Below are 16533 nucleotides of genomic sequence, written 5' to 3'. Positions count from 1 at the left end.
CCGCATACCCCGGAAGGACCTATGCACACCCCCTCCCGCCTCTACGGCCACCTGGTGGCCCTGATGCACGCCTGCACGGATGCGGTCGTCGCCGTGTCGCCCGAGGGGAGCATGCGCGTCTGCCCGCGCGGCGAGGTCGGCGCGGCCGAGTGCGCGGCTTACTCCCGCGACCTGCTGCTGGCCGAAGGCGTGGTCCCCACGCCGGCGGCGCTGCAGGAGGTCGCGGCGCGCATCGCCGCCGAACTGGGCCACGAGGGTCTGGACCTGGTGGCCTGAGGCGGCCGGCCGGCACCGCGCCCCGGTGCCGGCCGGCCGCCGACCCGCGCTCACGCCGATGTGCGCTCGTCGCGCCCCATGGACTCCAGCGTCTTGCCCTTGGTCTCGGCGACGAACCGCCACACGAACACGAACGAGATGACCGCGAACGCGGTGTAGATCATGTACGTGCCCGGCAGGCTCCAGTCGCGCAGGCTGGGGAAGGTGACGGTGACCAGCCAGTTGGCCACCCACTGGGTGGCGGTGGCCACGGCCATGGCGGCCGCGCGCACCCGCAGCGGGAACATCTCCCCCAGCAGCACCCACACGACCACGCCCCACGACAGGGCGAAGAACAGCACGAACGTGCTCGCCGAGGCCAGCGCCACCGCGCCCCAGGCGAACGACAGATCGGCCTGGCCACCGCCGCCGCTGACGGTGGCGTGGCTGAAGGCGTAGGAGGTCGTGCCCAGCGCGACCGCCATACCGGCCGATCCGATGAGCAGCAGCGGCTTGCGGCCGATCTTGTCGACCAGACCGATGGCGATGAAGGTGCCGATGATGTTGACGATCGACGTGAACAGGCTCAGCAGCAGCGAGTTGCTCTCCTGCACGCCCACCGACTGCCACAGCGACGCCGAGTAGTAGAAGATCACGTTGATGCCGACGAGCTGCTGGAACGCCGACAGCGCCATGCCGATCCACACGATCGGCAACAGCCCGAACTTCCCGGTGACGTCGCGCAGCCGCGGCCGGGTCTCGCGGCCCAGCGCGTTGTGGATCTCGCGGATGCGGTACTCCACGTCGCCGCCCTCGACTTCGGCGAGCACCGCGCGCGCCCGGGACTCCCGGCCGGTGCGCACCAGGTAGCGCGGCGACTCGGGGATCACCACGCTCAGCACCAGGTAGAGCAGCGCCGGCACCAGTTCCACGCCCAGCATCCACTGCCAGGCCTGCAGGAACCCGAGCTGGTTGCTCGCGCTCCCCCCGGCCGCTGCCGCCAGTACGAAGTTGACCAGCTGGGAGATCGCGATCCCCAGCACGATGGCCAGCTGCTGCAGCGAGGCCAGGCGACCGCGGTAGGCGGGCGGCGAGACCTCGGCGATGTAGGTGGGCGCGATGACCGAGGCGATACCGATCGCCACGCCGCCGATCACGCGCCAGAAAGCCAGGTCCCACACGGCGAAGGGCACGGCCGAGCCGATGGCGCTGATCGCGAACAGCACGGCGGCCACCTGCATAACGCGGATGCGGCCGAACCGGTCGGCCAGCCCGCCGGCGATCATGGCACCCACGGCCGACCCCAGCAGGGCCGCCGCCACGGTGAACCCGGTGACGGCGGAACCGACGCCGAACGCCTCCTCGATCGCCGGGACGGCACCGTTGATGACCGAGCTGTCGTAACCGAACAGGAAACCGCCCATCGCCGCCGCGGCGGCGATCAGCGTCACATGGACGATGTTGACCTCTCCGGCGGACTTCGCCGCATCGGGGTCCGGATTCGTCACACTGCCTCCTCGTCGGGCGGCCCGCGGACCGCGGAGCCGCCCTCGACGCCTGCAGACGGGAAACGCTTGCCATGCCGGCGCGCCGGCCGGCCGATCGCGGCTACGGCACGGGCGGCCCCCTCCCGCACACGCTCCCCGCAGCCTCCGGCGCGGCGGAGGCGACCCGTTCGCCGGCACCGGCCGCTGCGCAGGTGATTGCCGGGCCCTTCGGGCGGGTAGGCACCTCCACCGCCCATGCCACCCATGCCACCGACCGAGGGGGAGCGCGATGACCGATCTGCTGGAGTTGCACGGCCAGGCCATGGCGGAGTTCGACCGCAGAGTCCGCGCCATCCAGGTCACGCAGTGGGCCGACACCACGCCCTGTACCGATTGGGACGTCCACGACCTGGTGAACCACCTCACCGGTGAGCAGCTGTGGGTGCCGTTCCTGCTCTCGGGCGGCGGCATCGAAGAGGCGGGCGACCGCTACGAGGGCGATGTCCTCGGCGAGGAACCGGTGGCGACCTGGGAGGTCGCCTCCCGCGAGTCCCGGTCGGCCTGGCTGCAGCCGGGCGCCCTGGAGCGCACCGTGCACCTGTCGTTCGGCGAGGCCGCGGGCGAGACCTACCTGTGGCAGATGACCTTCGACCTGGGCGTGCACGCCTGGGACCTCGCCCGCGCCATCGGCGCCGACGAGAAGCTCGAACCCGGCCTGGTCGAGGCACTGCTGGACTGGCTCGGCGGCGAGGCGCCCGGAGTGGGCGCGCTGTTCGACCCGCCGGTCGCGGTAGCGGAGGGCGCCGACGCCCAGACCCGGCTGCTGGGCCTGACCGGGCGCCGCGCCTGAGGTCTGCGGCCTGGCGCGCCGGTGCGCGTCCACAGCGAGCACGGGCCGCACCGGCGCGCCAGGCCGGACGAGGCCGCAGTGCGCCACGGCGCACGGCGCGGCGGCCGCGCCGCAACGCCCCGCACGACCGCCGCGATCCGGTCGCCTGCGGGTACCCCTGGTGGGGCCGTCTGGCCCGTCCACACCGACTCACCTCCGTTCACAGCCCGCCGCCTCCGAAGGCGACACGTGCCCCCGGCCGTCTCCCCGGCACCCACTGCCCAACGCGCACCGTCCATATCGCCGGACCCGGCCGCGGACCGCCGCACCACGCCGCGGCGGGCACCGCGCAGCCGGACAGCCGTCGGAGGGCGGGCGGTACAAACCCGCCGCCCGAGATTTGGCCGATTCCCCGGCTGCCCGCGGGCCCCGCCCTGCCGCAGGATCGGGGCCATGGCCCGATCCGAACACCGGCCGCATGCGGCCGATCTCGCCGACGCGGCCCTGCGCCGCGAGCGCCCCTCCCGCGACGACCTGCTGACCGTGCTCGCCTGGCCCGACGACCGGCTGCTGGAGCTGGTGGCCGCCGTCGGAGGCGTCCGGCGGCACTTCTTCGGCGACCGCGTCAAACTCAACTACCTGGTGAACCTCAAGAGCGGGCTGTGCCCCGAGGACTGCACCTACTGCTCGCAGCGCCTGGGCTCTGCGGCCGACATTCTCACCTACACCTGGCTGAGGCCCGAGCAGGCCCGCGACGCGGCCGCCTGCGGCATCGCGGCCGGCGCGGCGCGGGTGTGCCTGGTGGCCAGCGGCCGCGGCCCCACCGACCGCGACGTGGCCCGCATCCGCCCCGCCATCGACCGGATCAAGCAGCAGTACCCCGCCGTCGAGGTGTGCGCGTGCCTGGGACTGCTCTCCCCCGGCCAGGCGGAGCAGCTGCGCGACGCCGGCGTCGACGCCTACAACCACAACCTCAACACCTCGGGTGAGCGCTACGCCGACATCTGCAGCACGCACACCTTCGCCGACCGCGTCGAGACCGTGGGCAGGGCCGAGGAGGCGGGGCTCTCGCCCTGCTCGGGCCTGATCGCGGGCATGGGCGAGAGCGACGGCGACCTCGCCGATGCGCTGGAGGAGCTGCGCGGCCTCGACCCCGACTCGGTGCCGGTGAACTTCCTCATCCCCTTCGAGGGCACCCCGCTGGCCGGGCACTGGGAGCTGACCCCGCAACGCTGCCTGCGCATCCTCGCCGCGGCGCGGCTGATGTTCCCCGATGCGGAGGTCCGGCTGGCCGGCGGCCGCGAGATCCACCTGCGCAGCCTGCAGCCGCTCGCGCTGCACCTGGCCAACTCGATCTTCCTGGGCGACTATCTGACCAGCGAGGGCCGGGCCGGTGCCGCCGACCTGGAGATGGTGCGTGACGCCGGATTCCGCGTGCAGGGAGCCCAGGAGCCGAGTCTGCCCGCCCACCGCCTGGACCTGGTGCGCACCCGCCGCCGCGGCGCGGGCACCACTCTGCCGCCGAACGCCTGAGCGCGGCATCCACCGCGGTCCGCCCCGCGCCGAAAGGAGGAACGCGCACCGGGAGCCCGGCCGGAGGCGGCCGCGGCCAGGAGCGGCCGGAAAGAGCCGGCGGCCCGGCCGCGCCGGTGCCGTATCCGGCCGGGGGGTGCGGGTAGGCTGCGCGGCATGGAGGACGGAGTGAGCCTGCGCACGTCCCGGCTGCTGCTGCGCCCCTGGCGGGCCTCCGACCGGGCCCTCTTCGCCGAACTCAACGCCGACCCCGCCGTGATGGAGCACTTCCCGGCGGTGCTCAGCCGCGAACAGTCCGACGCCGCGGCCGAGGGCATCCAGGCCCGCCTGGCCGAGAACGGATTCGGGTTCTGGGCGGTCGAGGTCGTCGAAACCGGCACCTTCATCGGGTTCGCCGGACTCTCCCGGCCCCGCTTCGACGCCCACTTCACCCCGGCCGTCGAGATCGGCTGGCGGCTGGCCCGCCACGCCTGGGGCCACGGCTACGCCACCGAGGCCGCGCGCACCGCCGCCGCCTACGCCTTCGACCGGTGCCACCTGGCCGAGATCGTCTCCTTCACCTCACGCACCAACACCCGCTCCCGAGCGGTGATGCGGCGGCTGGGCATGCGCTACGACAGCGCCGACGACTTCGACCACCCCGACCTGCCCGAGGGGCACCCCCTGGCTCCGCACGTCCTCTACCGGCTGGCCGCCGACGACGTGTGAGGCGGGCGTGTGACGAGCACGACGCGACCGCGGCCGCCACCGGCGCCGGCACGGCGGCTACGTTGGGCGCCGTGCGCATCGAGATCAGCGAAGCACCCTGGGAGGACCCCGTCGGTGTGCGGCTGCGCCGCGACCAGGAGCGGGAGACGGTCGAGCGCTACGGCGGCGACCTGGAGCAGGGTGAGAAGCCCTCGGCGGCGACCACCGCCGTCTTCCTGCTGGCCACCGAGGCCGCGAGCGGGGAGGTCGTGGGCTGCGGCGGGCTGCGCCGGCTCGACGGGGACACCTTCGAGCTGAAGCGGATGTACGTGGTGCCGGCCTGGCGGGGGCACCGGATCGGGCAGACGCTGCTGCACGCGCTGGAGGAGGCCGGCCGCGACCGCGGCGCCGTCCGGATGCGCCTGGAGACCGGCTGGGAGCAGCCCGAGGCCATGCGGCTCTACGAGCGCTGCGGATACCACCGGATCCCGTTGTACGGGCCCTACGTCGGCTGCGCCGCCAGCGTGTGCTTCGAGCGCTCTCTGCGACGCGAGCCCGCACCCGCCGACGCCTGAGCCGCGCACCCGGATGCGCGCGGTGCCCGTGGGGCACGGCGCCCTGGCAGGGCGGTCGAAAACGGCACCGTAAGGAGGCGGCGTACCCCCGCCGCCTCCGCGGTCGGCTGCTCCTCAGACGTTCTCCGTCTTGAAGGGGTCGTGCTCGGCCAGCAGCTTGTCCAGCCGGGCCTGGTCGACGCGGCCCGAGACGGTGCTCTCCTCATGGCGGTCGCGGATGCATTTCGCCAGGGTGAACGCCGAGGTGACCACGTAGAGCAGTCCCAGGGAGAGGAACGCGCGCATCCAGGCGTCCACGGGCAGGAAGGCGATGCCCGTGGCCACGGCGACCGCCGAGACCCCGAAGGACAGCGCCGACTGTACGAAGAAGGCCGAGGTGGTAGTCGGACGTACCTGTGAAGTGCTCATGCCGCCATGGTGGCCGCCGCGGCAGCGGAGACGCCCGAGTACGGGTACTCAGTTACTCAGACCGCCGCGCCGCGCCCGCTGCGGTTCGGATGTGCCTGTGCGGACGTGCGATCCGCGCGCGGCCCGAGGGAGGTCCGCGAGCGCGGGGCGAGGCCCCGCTCCCGCCCGAACCTCCCAGGCGGGGGCGGAGCGCCCGCTCACCGGCCGTCGAGGACCGGTGCCGCCGCCTCCTCCAGTTCCGGCGCCAAGAGCCGGGAGTAGGTGGCGGTGAGATGGTGGCTGTCGCGGTAGACCAGCACGTTGCCGATCACCGGAGGGCAGGTGTCGCCGGTGCAGAACTCGTCGCTCAGGTCGACCAGGCCGGCATCGGCGTCGGTCTCGCGGGCGGCGATCACCTGCGGGTCGGTGTCGGCGAAGGCCTCGCCGCGGCCGTGGGCACACGTGCCGGGCTCGTCGCTGTGCCGCGAGACGCACTCGGGCAGCCGCGGACGGGTCTGGGGCGTGTCGCGGATGGCCACTACATCGCTGCCCGCCTCGTCCAAGGACTCCCACAGCTGCGCCATGCCCGCGGCGATCTCCGCGCGGTCCTGTGCCTCGGAGGACGCGCCGTCCTTGGTGGCCAGCACACTGGAACTGGTGAAAACGACGTCGGGCCGCAGGTCGGTGGTCAACTCCTCCAGGAGCGCTCGGTTGTACTCCGCGCACTCGGTGAAGGCGCGCCCCTCGTGCGGCATCGCCAGTGTGGCCGCGGTGAACCCGCAGGAGGACTTGGTGTAGGTCTTCAGCCGCCACCCGCGCTCCTCTGCGATGCGCTGCAGCGCCGGAACCCAGTGGGCGGCGTGGGAGTCGCCCACCACGGCGACGGTCGTATCGGCGTCCTCGGGACCGTAGACGCAGGGATCGAGCCTGGTGCTGTGCTGGGATGCCTGGCAGCCGTCCCGGTAGGGCGACGGCAGGTCCTCGCCGGCGGCCACCGGCGAGGGATAGACGGGCTCCTCGGGCGACCCCTCGGGGTCGGAGGTGCCCAGCGCCTGGGGACCCACATGCACCCGCGAGTCGAACTCCACACTGCGCAGCCACTCGTAGCGGGCGTACTGGCCCGCGGCGATCAGCCCCACCACCAGAGCCGAGGCCAGGGCGAAGACCCCCGCCGGCCGCCCGGCGCGCAGCCACCCGAACCGGCGCACCGGATCCTCCACCGCCACCTTGGTGAACCAGGCCAGCAGCACCGAGACCACCACCGCCAGCCCGCCGGCCAGCGCAGACAGCTCCTCGGAGGCGGTGGCGGCCAGCAGGAACACGATCACCGGCCAGTGCCACAGGTACAGCGCATAGGAGACGTCGCCGCCGAAACGCGCCAGCGCACTGGCCAGCAGCCCATAGGACGACCACCGCTCGCCGTTGTGCCCGGCCGCGATCACCGCGGCCGCGCCCAGCACCGGCACCGCCGCCGCGGCTCCGGGAAAGGGAGTGGCGTCGCTGTAGGACCAGGCGGCCCAGCCCACCGCGGCCAGCCCGGCCCAGCCCAGCCACCAGCGCACGCGCGGCCCGAGGGCGCCGCCGTAGCGGCTCAGCGCCACGGCCAGCACGCCGCCCGCCGCCGGCTCCCACATGCGGGTCTGGGGCAGGAAGTAGGCCGGCTGCGGATCGGACGCGGTCAGAACGACGGAGCAGACGAAGGAGATCGCCAGCACCGCCGCGGTGGCCGCGAAGACCACCCGCAGGCGGCGCGCCCGCGCCCCCATCACCGCCCATCCGGCGAACAGCAGCGGCCACAGCAGATAGAACTGCTCCTCCACCGCCAGCGACCAGAAGTGCTGCACCGGACTGGCCGCCGCCTCGGCGGCCAGGTAGTCCACCGACTCGGCCGCCAGGAACAGGTTCTCCACATAGAACGCACTGGCGGCCAGCTCGCGCGCGGTCTCGGCCAGGCGCGGCGCCGGCAGCAGCCAGAACGCCGCCGCGCCCGTCACCGCCAGCACCAGCCCCGCCGCCGGCAGGATGCGGCGGATCCGGCGGATGTAGAAGGCGGCCAGCGACACCCGCCCGGTCTCGCGCGCCTCGCGCAGCAGCAGCGAGGTGATCAGGAAGCCGGAGATCACGAAGAAGACGTCGACGCCGACATAGCCACCCGGCAGCAGGTCGTGGTCGACGTGGTAGACGAGCACGAGCCCGACCGCTACAGCACGCAGCCCCTGCACCTCGGGCAGAAAGCGGCGGGACGCGCCGGACGCGGTGCCGGTTGTCACGACCGGGGGGCTTTTGGGCGCGGTGAGTGTTCGAATTGCCACGGTATGCGTTTCGTGACGGGAGTACAGGGCCGAAAGGGGGCGGGCACCCGGCCCTCCGAGGGAGGAGCGCCGGTACCACTCATCGTGCCGTGACATCCTCGTTACAAACAAGATGCCTGGACGACATTTCTGAGAATCCTCTCAGGAAAGCATAGACATGCTTATCCTCCAAGCACGAAACGAAGCAAGGCGAACACATAAGGCGGCGCCGCCACGGCTTCAAGCGGTCCGCTTCCTCGCAGGCCAGACCCGAAACAGGCGCTGCCCGACGAGACCCGCCCCTGGGAGGCCCCCGACGCGCAGTGGGGATGATCACTCTTGCCGACCAGCGGGGAGACGGTCCGCTTCCGCCGCCGGCCCGCGCGACGGCACCGCGGTTCCCGTCGGCGTTTCGGCCGCCGCACCCGGCCCGGCGGCGCCTCCGCACCGGCCGCCCGGCTCGCCGGAAGACCCCATGGCCTCCGGGCCGCGGTGCGCGCTACCGTGCGCCGTCGGCGCGGCGAGCGCGAGACGCATCCCCCGCCGCGCCGCGTGACCCACTGCGGGCACCTTGGAACGGCACCGGAGCGCGCATCGGGCGGGAGCGCCCGCACCTCTGAACGCGGTCTCGCATAATGAGATTTGTATATCGGATTATGAGACGACCCGGTATGTTGCCGACATGCCAGTACAGCAGTGGAACCCCCGCCTCTACGACGACCGGCACTCTTTCGTCGCCCGATACGGCGGCGACCTGATCGACGAACTCCGCCCCGAAGCGGGCGAGCGCATCCTCGACGCCGGATGCGGTACCGGCGACCTGGCCGCGGCTCTGGCCGAAGCCGGGGCCGAGGTCGTCGGCGTCGACTCCAGCGCGGAGATGATCGACCGCGCCCGCGAACGCTTCCCCCACCTCGACCTGCGCGTCGCCGACCTGCTCACCCTGGAGCCCGACTCCGGCTACGACGCCGTGCTGAGCAACGCCGTCCTGCACTGGGTCCCCGATGCGACGGCGGCCGCCCGCGCTCTGGCCCGAACGCTGCGTCCCGGCGGGCGACTGGTGGCCGAGTTCGGCGGCTCCGGCAACATCTCCGCCATCCTCGACGGCGCCCGCGCGCTGCGCGCCGAGCTCGGACTGCCCGAGGCCGCCCAGGAGTGGTACTTCCCCGGCGTCGACGAATACTCGGCGGTGCTGGCCGACGCCGGCCTGGAGGTCACCGGCGCCTGGCTGTTCGACCGCCCCACCCGCCTCGATGGCGAGGAAGGCCTGGCCGCCTGGCTGCGAATGTTCGGCTCGCCGCTGCTGGCCGACGCCCCCGACCCCGACGGGTTCGTGGAGCGGCTCACCGGCCGCCTGCGCCCGGTGCTGCACCACAGCGGCAGCTGGTGGGCCGACTACCGCCGGCTGCGCGTCACGGCCCTCAAGCCCGCGGGTGACCGGCGGCGGGCCGAGTCAACTTGACCCGGGCCCTGAAGGGCCCTGAAGGGCCGGGCTTGGAGGTAGCCGCCCGACCGGCCGGCGGGTGGGCTCCTCCGTCCAGACACCCCCGCTACGGGGCGGCAGGGACGCGTGACGCACGCCCCGCGTTCCACGCAGCCTCGCCCCGGCGGGCGAGGTTGCGGGAAGCGTTGCGGTCGGCGTGGGCAACGACCCCGCACGACCGGCACACGAACCGGGCCCGATCCAGGCGGTTCCTCGTGTCGATGTGATGGCATTCGGCGCATTCCCGGCTGGTGTAGGCCGGATCCACCGAGACCAGCGGCACCCCGGCCCGCTTGGCCTTGTAGGCGATGAAGGCGGCGAGCCGGGCGAAGGCCCAGGAGTGCAGCGCGACCCGTTGGGGCGTGCGGAGCCGTACCCTCTGCCGGATGCCCGTGAGGTCTTCCAGGGCGATACCGGATGAGGTGCGTTCAGCCTCGGTCACGATCTGCTTGGCGATGGTGTGGTTGGTGTTCGCGGCGTGGCGCGCTTCCCTGCGCCGCCGCTTCTTCAGCCGGCGTTTCGCCGATGTCGTCTTCTTGGCCTGGAGTTCGGCCCGCAGGGCGGCCTGGCGCCTGCGGTGGCGGTTCAAGCCCCGCCCGGCCGCCCGGTAACCGGTGGAGGTGGTCGCGATGCTGGCGATGCCCAGATCCACACCGATGAACCCGTCCGGCGCATACTGCTCGGCCTCGGCCACTTCGCAGGTGGCCATCAGGTAGAACACGCCGCCGCGTTCGACCAGATCCGATTCGCCCTGCCGGTGCTCTACCAACATCTTGAGCGCCTCCGGTGCGCAGGCGAAGCCCACGTTCTTCAACCGGCCCGCGGTGGTCCAGACGGAGACGGTCCGCTGGTCGTAGCGCCGGCTCGAACACCGGTCGTCGAAGGGGTGGGCGGCCTCGGGCCGGAAGGCGACCGGCGCGGACTCGGCCTTTCGGCAGCGCTTCGAACCGGGTGTGCCGAGGTGGCCGGCCCGGATATCGGCCGCCAGCGTCGTGTAGGCGTCGCGGACCTTCTTGATGGTGTGCTGGGCCGCCTGGGCGCCCAGACCTTGCGAGCGCAGGTCGGCGTAGGTGTGCTTGCGCAGCTCGTACTCGCGCGGCACACCGAGCTCGAAGGCCACCGCCGAGACCCGGTTCGCGGCCTCGTTGAGAGTGCGCAGGGTCGCTGACAGCGCGGACGCCTGTGCGGCATCGGGCACCAGTTTGGCCTGCACGACGAGCTGCACAGCGGCGATCCTACGATCACCGCCGCCCCGGCGGGGGGCGAACGCCGATATCCGCAGGCGTGCTCGTATTCGGGGCGGGGCCGTGATGAGAAGCGATTCCTCCCGGCTCTGCAGAGCCGGGGCTCCTCGCTAGAATCGACTGAACCGGCTCCGCCGCGGTCGCGGTCCCACGAGGCCGCGGCCCCGCACCGCAGGCGGTGCGCGCCCTCTCGCAACCGCCGTATCCGCTGCCGACCCGCACGCACCCCGCGGCCCTCGCGCGGCTCCCGGACGCAAAACCGTCCGCCGCGCCGCTCCCCCGCGTCTCGGCCCCCCGACCGCCGCCTCCTCCACCTTGGAGCCCGCCGGTTTACCCGGCGACGTGGCCGCTGCCGGTCGTGGCCGTCGCGGCGTTCGCGCTGCGGCCGCCGCCGCGCGGGCCTAAGGTGGTGCCATGGTCTGGCAGCGAGAGGTCGATCTGGTGGTCCCCCTCTGGCAGGGGGGCGACGACGTGCGCGTCGCCGCAGGTGCAGGGCAGCTCGCCCGGCTGGCGCCCACCCACGCGGGACGGCTGCACATCGCCGTCTCCGAAGGGCCCCGCGCCGCCCGCGACGGCATCCGCAACCTCGACACCGTCGCCGAGACCACCCGGCGCATGCGCGATCGCCTGGCTCGCCGCGACCCCGCACGCATCCTCACCCTCGGTGGCGACTGCACCTGCGACATCGCCGCGGCTCAGCACCTGGCCGCCCGCCACCCCGACATGACCGTCTACTGGATCGACGCCCACGGCGACCTCAACGTCCCCGCCCAGTCACCCAGCGGCCTGGCTCACGGCATGGCGCTGCGGATCCTGCTGGGCGAGGGCCATCCCGACCTCGTCGGGCCGGCGGGCTCGGCGATCGCGCCGCACCAGGTCGTGCTGGCCGGCGTGCGCGACCTCGACCCGCCCGAGCGGGCCTACATCGCCGCCAACGACGTGGCCGCGCTGGGCCCCGACCACCTCGCCACCCGGCCCGAACAGGTCACCTCCGGCCGCCGCGCGGGCTCGCCAGCCTATGTGCACCTCGACGTCGACGTGTGCGACCCGCTGGAGATGCCCGCGGTCTCCCTGCCCACCCGCGGCGGCCCCGGTGTCGCGGCTGTGGCCCGCGCCCTGGCCGCCGTTTCGGCCTACCACGAGGTCGTGGGCGTCGCCGTGACCGAGTACGCACCCGTGATCGAGCACGACGAGGACCGCGTGGCCGCCCTGCTCGACGGCCTGGACCTGCTGGAGCGGGCGCCTGCCTGACGCCCGCCGGCGGCCGGGGCGCCTATCCTGCGGGGATGGACCTCATGATCGTGTGCCAGGCGTGCCAGGGCAGCGGACTGCGCGTATCGGTCGTCGGCTACTCCGGCAGCGACATCACCGGCGAGATGGTGGTGCCCCGCCGGTGCCGCGAATGCGCCGGGGCGGGCCGCGTCCGCACCGCCGGGTGGAGTACCGGGGCCGACCCCGACGACTCCCCGCCGTCGGGGGGTTAGCGCCGCTTGCCTAGGGCAGCCGCAGCCATCCCGTGCGCACCTGCCAGTGGTGTCCGGCACGCAGGTGCTCCACCGCCGCCTTCTCCAACCGGGTACGCCGCGGCGCCCGGTCGAGGTCGACGTCGGGGAGCCCGAACACGAACCGGAAGACGTCGGCGTCTCCCGGCGCGTCCCCTTCCACCAGGGTGAACCGCCGCTGGAAGGCGAGGATGTTGGAGGTCTCGGGAAGGTACTCGGCCAGCTGCGGGTCCAGCAGCCACGACGAGCACACGGCCACCGGGTAGTCCGCACCGAAGCACGCGGCGAAGAAGCCCCGGGCCCGCGCCAGGGACCGCTGAACCCGCGCGGGCTCCAGCGGGCCGTCGGCCGGGATGTGCAGGCACAGCGCCGGAGCGCCCCACGCGAACTCCGCGCCCATGGCCGCGGCCTGCTCGCGCCCGTACCAGCGCATCTCGTCCACGTCGCGGATGCGGTCGGGCTCGTACTGCAACCGCCCCAGCTCGTAGAGGCCGCCGCGGAAGTGCAGCGCCGTCCAGGTCGCGGTCTCCAGGCCGATCCGGCCGAACATGGCGCGGGTCTGGGCCATGTGGCGCCCGGTGTCGGCCAGCGTCGCCGCGCTGACCGAGGCGGGCACGCCCCGCCGCGCGTGGTGGGCCAGCACCAGCGGCACCGCGGCCGCCAGGGCCACCGGCATGGCGCACCGCACCCGGGCGTCCTCGGCATGCACGAGCACCGGCCACTCGCGCCACTCGGCGAGGTCGTCGGCCAGATCGGCGGCCAGGCGCGCATACATCCGCTCGACCACCCACATCAGCTCCGCGGGCCAGGAACCGTCCGGCCACAGAGCCACCAGCTCGTCCTCGTCGGCCGCCTCCAGCCCCAGCGGCGCCAGCGCCCGCCGCGCGCCCGACGGCGGCGGGAGAACGGGACCGCCCGCCGACGGCAGTTCGGCGGCCTGCGCGAGCCACGTCCGCGCGTCCTCCCCGAGTCCCAGGCGCCGGGTCACCTCGTCTGCGTCCATGCACCCATCGTCTCCGCGGAACTGCGGCGGCACCACCCGAGGGCCCCGGCGAAGGAGCGGGGCGCGGGGCGCCCGAAGCGGATGCCGTGGCCATGGTTGGGAGTCACGTCACAGCAGGGGACGTAATCTGGTACGAGAATCCGTCCGACTCGACCCACCACCGGACAAGGGGACGACCTCCGATGCCCGACCCGGCGCAGCAGGTACGCGACTGGCTGGCCACATACGACGCCCCATCGGCTTCCGTGGCAGACCTCCTCTGCGACCGCCACCCTCGCGACCACGTCGCCCTCACCGAGATCGGCACCGACCTCGCAGCACGCGACACGACCTTCGGCGAGCTCGCCGACCGCTCCGCCGCACTGGCGGCGGGCATGGCCGAGCTGGGGGTGGGCCGGGGCGACCACGTGGCGACCATGGTCGGCCGGGGCACCGACGCCGCCGTGTGCGCACTGGCGGTGTGGCGCCTCGGAGCGGTACTCGTCCCGCTGCTGACCGCGTTCGCGCCTTCGGCGATCGCCCACCGCCTCACCAGCCCGGCCACCAAGCTGTTCATCTGCGACGACGACCAGCGCGCCAAGCTCGACGCCGGGCCCGACCTGCCCGCCGAGGCGGGCTGGCCGGTGGCGACCACCGGTACGGCGCCGCTGCGCGACGGCGACCACACCCTCGCCGGGCTCATGGAGGCGGGCGCGGTCGCCCCGGCGGCCGCGGTCGCCGTCGGCGGCGACTCCCCGTTCGTGCTCATGCACACGGCCGGCAGCGCCGGACCCGCCAAGGGGATCCCGATCCCGGTGCGGGCGCTGGCGGCCTTCCACGCCTACCACCACTACGGGCTCGACGTCGCCGACGACGACGTCTACTGGAACACGGCCGACCGCAGCGGCGCCTACGGCCTCTACCACGGACTGATCTCGCCGCTGCTGGCCGGACAGCGCACCCTGCACCTGAACGCCGGCTTCGACCCCGAGCTGTTGCTGGACGTGCTGGCCATCCACGAGGTGACCAACCTCGCCGCCTCGCCCACCGTCTACCGCTCGCTGCGCGCGACGCTGAAGACCCTGCCGCCGGAGATCGCGGTGCGCAACCTCTCCAGCGCGGGCGAGCCGCTGGGCACCGACATGCTGGAATGGGCGCGCGACGTGTTCGGCGTCCCGGTGCGCGACCACTACGGCCAGCCGGAACTGGGGATGTGCGCGGGCCATCCGGGACACCCCGACCTGGCGGCCGAGCCCCGCACCGACTCGCTGGGCACGGCGCTGCCCGGATGGCGGGCCACCGTGCTGGAGCCCGTGGCCGACGAGGAGGCGCCGCCCGGGGCCTTCGGGCGCATCGCCGTGGACGCCAAAGCCAGCCCGCTGATGTGGTTCACCGGCTACGACAACGCGCCCACCTCCACCGCGGCGCGCTTCACGCCCGACGGCCGCTGGTACCTGACGGGCGACACCGGTACCCGCGACCGCGAGGGCAGCCTGTACTTCTCCTCACGCGACGACGACGCCATCCTGACGTCGGGCTACCGGATCGGCCCCTTCGACGTGGAGTCGGCGCTGCTGGAGCACCCCGAGGTGGAGGAGGCGGCCGTCTACGGCGTTCCCGACGACCTGCACGGGCAGCTGGTCGCCGCCACCGTGGTGCTCCGCGAAGGCACGGTCGGCGACGACGAGCTGGCCGAAAGCCTGCGCGAGATCGTGCGCAACCGGTTCGCCACCCACGCCTACCCGCGGCGCATCAGCTTCGCCGACCAGCTGCCGCGGAGCCCCTCGGGCAAGATCCGGCGCTCGCGGCTGGGGCCGCCGCGGGCCTGAGACGCGGCCGCCTGCGCCGGGCGCCGGGGCAGCGCCCGGCCGTCGGCGGGGCGCTGCCCCCACCGGGTCCGATCAGCCGGTCTCGTCCTTGGCGAGCGCGTCGGCCACGAGTTCGTCGATACGCGCGGCCAGTTCCATGTCGGCTTCGGTGAGGCCGCCCAGCGCGTGCGTGGACTGGTGGAAGGTGATCCGGTTGTAGCGGATGTCGACGTCGGGGTGGTGGCCGGCCTCCTCCGCGGCGTGGGCCACCGAGGTGACCAGGTGGATCCCGCTCATGAAGTCGGGCATCTTCACGGTGCGCCGGATCGTGGACCCGTCCTCGCGCTCCCAGCCGTCGAGCCGCTCCAGGCCCTCGGTGATCTGCTCGTCGGTGAGTAGCGCCATCGGTCAACTCCTTGGCGTAGGCGGTCGTGGGTTTGCGGTGAGGGTCCTACCGCGCCGGCGGCAGGGCCAACCATGCAGGTCGGGATCGAATCTCCGCCTTTACGTTGTAGATTTCCTACGGGTGCCGAGAGCACCCAAAAAGGCCGCCGCTCTGCGGGGGCGTTTCAGGCCTGGTCGTCGGGGGCCAGCGGAACGCCGCCCGGCGGGTAGTCGTCCTCGTCCAGCTCGACGGTCGGCACGTCCTCGCTCGGCGAGGACTCCGAGGTGGGCTGCGGGCTCGGGGTCTGCTGCCCCGGCTGCTCGCTGGGCTGCGGGTCCTGCGAGGGGCTCGCCGGAGACGACCCCTCCTCCGACGGAGGCGGGGGCTCGGGCGGACGGCTCGCCTGCACCGAGTAGTTCTGCAGCAGCAGGAACAGCATCACCACCAGCACCGCGAACAGCAGCAGCGCCACCACCAGCGCCACCACCACCGGCCAACTGGCGCCCGCCGGGGCGCCCGCGCCCCGCCGGATGCCCACCGATGCCCACGACCAGGCCGCCGACGCCGGCGCCGCTCCCCCCCGCCCGGCCGACCAGTACGGGGCATAGGAGGGAGCCCCCGAGGTGCCGCCGGCCCCGGCGTCCGCGGCGGTCACCGCCTGCAGGAACGCCTCGGCGCCGCGCGGGCCGCCGTGGCGCACGGCTACCCAGGAGGCGGCGGGGCTGGAGAGGCTGGACGCCAGCACCTCGGGCGGGTTCTCGACGCCCTTGCCGCTGCGCACCGCCGCCGCGAAGCGGTCGCGCGCGGCGGGGTCGGCGGCGGCGCCCGCGCTGAGCATGGCCACACTGACCTTGCGCCCGCGGGAGTCGCGGGCGAGATAGACGACGCCGTCGGCGCCGGCGCCGACCCGGTCGCTCAGCCGGAACGGCCCGAGTTGGCGCGGGTCCGCCTCGTGCAGGGACACCCCGGGCCTCCTCTCCCCCTCGGTGCGAGAGTGCACACATCGGCACCGATGCCCCACGACGACCGGTTCCTCACGGTCCAAGCGGGTAGCATCGCCGGTGCGTGACCATCAACGTACCCGG

At 73.5% G+C, this 16533-nt stretch carries 16 protein-coding genes; 9 read left to right on the top strand and 7 right to left on the bottom strand.

Annotation, left to right across the window (positions count from 1 at the left end; all coding sequences use genetic code 11):
- Window positions 1–21 precede the first annotated feature (21 nt).
- Window positions 22–276 (top strand): hypothetical protein, encoded by a 255-nt coding sequence (locus tag EKD16_RS12135; protein WP_131098482.1) that lies wholly within the window; start codon window positions 22–24, stop codon window positions 274–276.
- 50 nt (window positions 277–326) lie between these two features.
- Here the strand turns inward: EKD16_RS12135 and EKD16_RS12130 are convergent, their stop codons facing one another.
- A complete protein-coding gene (locus EKD16_RS12130) occupies window positions 327–1763 on the bottom strand; it encodes a sugar porter family MFS transporter (RefSeq protein ID WP_278248933.1) in 1437 nt (478 codons plus the stop codon).
- 268 nt (window positions 1764–2031) lie between these two features.
- On the opposite strand from EKD16_RS12130, the gene EKD16_RS12125 reads away from it, so the two are divergent.
- From EKD16_RS12125 to EKD16_RS12110, 4 genes are all read left to right on the top strand, one after another.
- Entirely contained in the window at window positions 2032–2592 is a 561-nt protein-coding gene (locus tag EKD16_RS12125) for a TIGR03086 family metal-binding protein (RefSeq protein WP_131098480.1), read from the top strand.
- Window positions 2593–3024: 432 nt separating this feature from the next.
- On the top strand, window positions 3025–4104 hold the full coding sequence (bioB, locus tag EKD16_RS12120) for a biotin synthase BioB (protein WP_131098479.1): 1080 nt from the start codon (window positions 3025–3027) through the stop codon (window positions 4102–4104).
- A 156-nt stretch (window positions 4105–4260) separates the two neighbouring features.
- A complete protein-coding gene (locus EKD16_RS12115) occupies window positions 4261–4812 on the top strand; it encodes a GNAT family N-acetyltransferase (protein WP_131098478.1) in 552 nt (183 codons plus the stop codon).
- Between the two features lie 71 nt (window positions 4813–4883).
- Window positions 4884–5366 (top strand): GNAT family N-acetyltransferase, encoded by a 483-nt coding sequence (locus EKD16_RS12110; protein ID WP_131098477.1) that lies wholly within the window; start codon window positions 4884–4886, stop codon window positions 5364–5366.
- Window positions 5367–5480: 114 nt separating this feature from the next.
- On the opposite strand, the gene EKD16_RS12105 is transcribed toward EKD16_RS12110, so the two are convergent.
- Together EKD16_RS12105 and EKD16_RS12100 are read right to left on the bottom strand one after the other, a co-directional pair.
- Window positions 5481–5774 carry a YiaA/YiaB family inner membrane protein gene (locus tag EKD16_RS12105; protein WP_131098476.1) on the bottom strand — a complete coding sequence of 98 codons (294 nt, stop codon included), beginning with the start codon at window positions 5772–5774 and terminating at the stop codon, window positions 5481–5483.
- A 197-nt stretch (window positions 5775–5971) separates the two neighbouring features.
- Window positions 5972–8023: an acyltransferase family protein gene (locus tag EKD16_RS12100; protein ID WP_242677359.1), complete on the bottom strand. Its 2052-nt coding sequence runs from the start codon at window positions 8021–8023 to the stop codon at window positions 5972–5974.
- A 703-nt stretch (window positions 8024–8726) separates the two neighbouring features.
- Between EKD16_RS12100 and EKD16_RS12095 the strand changes: the two genes are divergently transcribed.
- Window positions 8727–9506 (top strand): class I SAM-dependent methyltransferase, encoded by a 780-nt coding sequence (locus EKD16_RS12095; protein WP_131098475.1) that lies wholly within the window; start codon window positions 8727–8729, stop codon window positions 9504–9506.
- A gap of 88 nt (window positions 9507–9594) precedes the next feature.
- Here the strand turns inward: EKD16_RS12095 and EKD16_RS12090 are convergent, their stop codons facing one another.
- Window positions 9595–10752, bottom strand: a complete 1158-nt coding sequence (locus EKD16_RS12090; protein ID WP_242677358.1) for an RNA-guided endonuclease InsQ/TnpB family protein — start codon at window positions 10750–10752, stop codon at window positions 9595–9597.
- A gap of 433 nt (window positions 10753–11185) precedes the next feature.
- On the opposite strand from EKD16_RS12090, the gene EKD16_RS12085 reads away from it, so the two are divergent.
- Together EKD16_RS12085 and EKD16_RS12080 are read left to right on the top strand one after the other, a co-directional pair.
- Window positions 11186–12022 carry an arginase family protein gene (locus EKD16_RS12085; protein WP_131098473.1) on the top strand — a complete coding sequence of 279 codons (837 nt, stop codon included), beginning with the start codon at window positions 11186–11188 and terminating at the stop codon, window positions 12020–12022.
- A gap of 35 nt (window positions 12023–12057) precedes the next feature.
- The gene (locus tag EKD16_RS12080) at window positions 12058–12255 is read left to right on the top strand and encodes a hypothetical protein (protein ID WP_131098472.1); all 198 of its coding nucleotides are present in this window, start codon (window positions 12058–12060) and stop codon (window positions 12253–12255) included.
- Between the two features lie 10 nt (window positions 12256–12265).
- Here EKD16_RS12080 and EKD16_RS12075 read toward each other — a convergent pair whose 3' ends face one another.
- Window positions 12266–13276: an acyltransferase domain-containing protein gene (locus EKD16_RS12075; RefSeq protein ID WP_131098471.1), complete on the bottom strand. Its 1011-nt coding sequence runs from the start codon at window positions 13274–13276 to the stop codon at window positions 12266–12268.
- Between the two features lie 182 nt (window positions 13277–13458).
- Here EKD16_RS12075 and EKD16_RS12070 point away from each other — a divergent pair, with 182 nt between their 5' ends.
- Window positions 13459–15084, top strand: a complete 1626-nt coding sequence (locus EKD16_RS12070) for an AMP-binding protein (RefSeq protein ID WP_131098470.1) — start codon at window positions 13459–13461, stop codon at window positions 15082–15084.
- A 72-nt stretch (window positions 15085–15156) separates the two neighbouring features.
- On the opposite strand, the gene EKD16_RS12065 is transcribed toward EKD16_RS12070, so the two are convergent.
- Window positions 15157–15468: a 4a-hydroxytetrahydrobiopterin dehydratase gene (locus EKD16_RS12065; protein ID WP_131098469.1), complete on the bottom strand. Its 312-nt coding sequence runs from the start codon at window positions 15466–15468 to the stop codon at window positions 15157–15159.
- Between the two features lie 164 nt (window positions 15469–15632).
- Window positions 15633–16412, bottom strand: coding sequence for a hypothetical protein (locus EKD16_RS12060; protein ID WP_131098468.1), 780 nt, complete (start codon window positions 16410–16412; stop codon window positions 15633–15635).
- Window positions 16413–16533: the final 121 nt, after the last annotated feature.

The organism is Streptomonospora litoralis, assembly GCF_004323735.1.
In the GTDB taxonomy this organism is placed as follows: domain Bacteria; phylum Actinomycetota; class Actinomycetes; order Streptosporangiales; family Streptosporangiaceae; genus Streptomonospora; species Streptomonospora litoralis.
The sequence above is the reverse complement of the archived record's forward strand: the minus strand, read 5'-3'. Positions and strand labels throughout refer to the sequence as shown.

Bases quoted from the DNA above. Each gene is read 5' to 3' on its own strand.
- EKD16_RS12065 (WP_131098469.1), bottom strand. From the start codon at position 15,468: ATGGCGCTACTCACCGACGAGCAGATCACCGAGGGCCTGGAGCGGCTC.
- EKD16_RS12105 (WP_131098476.1), bottom strand. From the start codon at position 5,774: ATGAGCACTTCACAGGTACGTCCGACTACCACCTCGGCCTTCTTCGTA.
- EKD16_RS12070 (WP_131098470.1), top strand. From the start codon at position 13,459: ATGCCCGACCCGGCGCAGCAGGTACGCGACTGGCTGGCCACATACGAC.
- EKD16_RS12080 (WP_131098472.1), top strand. From the start codon at position 12,058: ATGGACCTCATGATCGTGTGCCAGGCGTGCCAGGGCAGCGGACTGCGC.
- EKD16_RS12085 (WP_131098473.1), top strand. From the start codon at position 11,186: ATGGTCTGGCAGCGAGAGGTCGATCTGGTGGTCCCCCTCTGGCAGGGG.
- EKD16_RS12125 (WP_131098480.1), top strand. From the start codon at position 2,032: ATGACCGATCTGCTGGAGTTGCACGGCCAGGCCATGGCGGAGTTCGAC.
- bioB (WP_131098479.1), top strand. From the start codon at position 3,025: ATGGCCCGATCCGAACACCGGCCGCATGCGGCCGATCTCGCCGACGCG.
- EKD16_RS12075 (WP_131098471.1), bottom strand. From the start codon at position 13,276: ATGGACGCAGACGAGGTGACCCGGCGCCTGGGACTCGGGGAGGACGCG.
- EKD16_RS12115 (WP_131098478.1), top strand. From the start codon at position 4,261: ATGGAGGACGGAGTGAGCCTGCGCACGTCCCGGCTGCTGCTGCGCCCC.
- EKD16_RS12135 (WP_131098482.1), top strand. From the start codon at position 22: ATGCACACCCCCTCCCGCCTCTACGGCCACCTGGTGGCCCTGATGCAC.
- EKD16_RS12095 (WP_131098475.1), top strand. From the start codon at position 8,727: ATGCCAGTACAGCAGTGGAACCCCCGCCTCTACGACGACCGGCACTCT.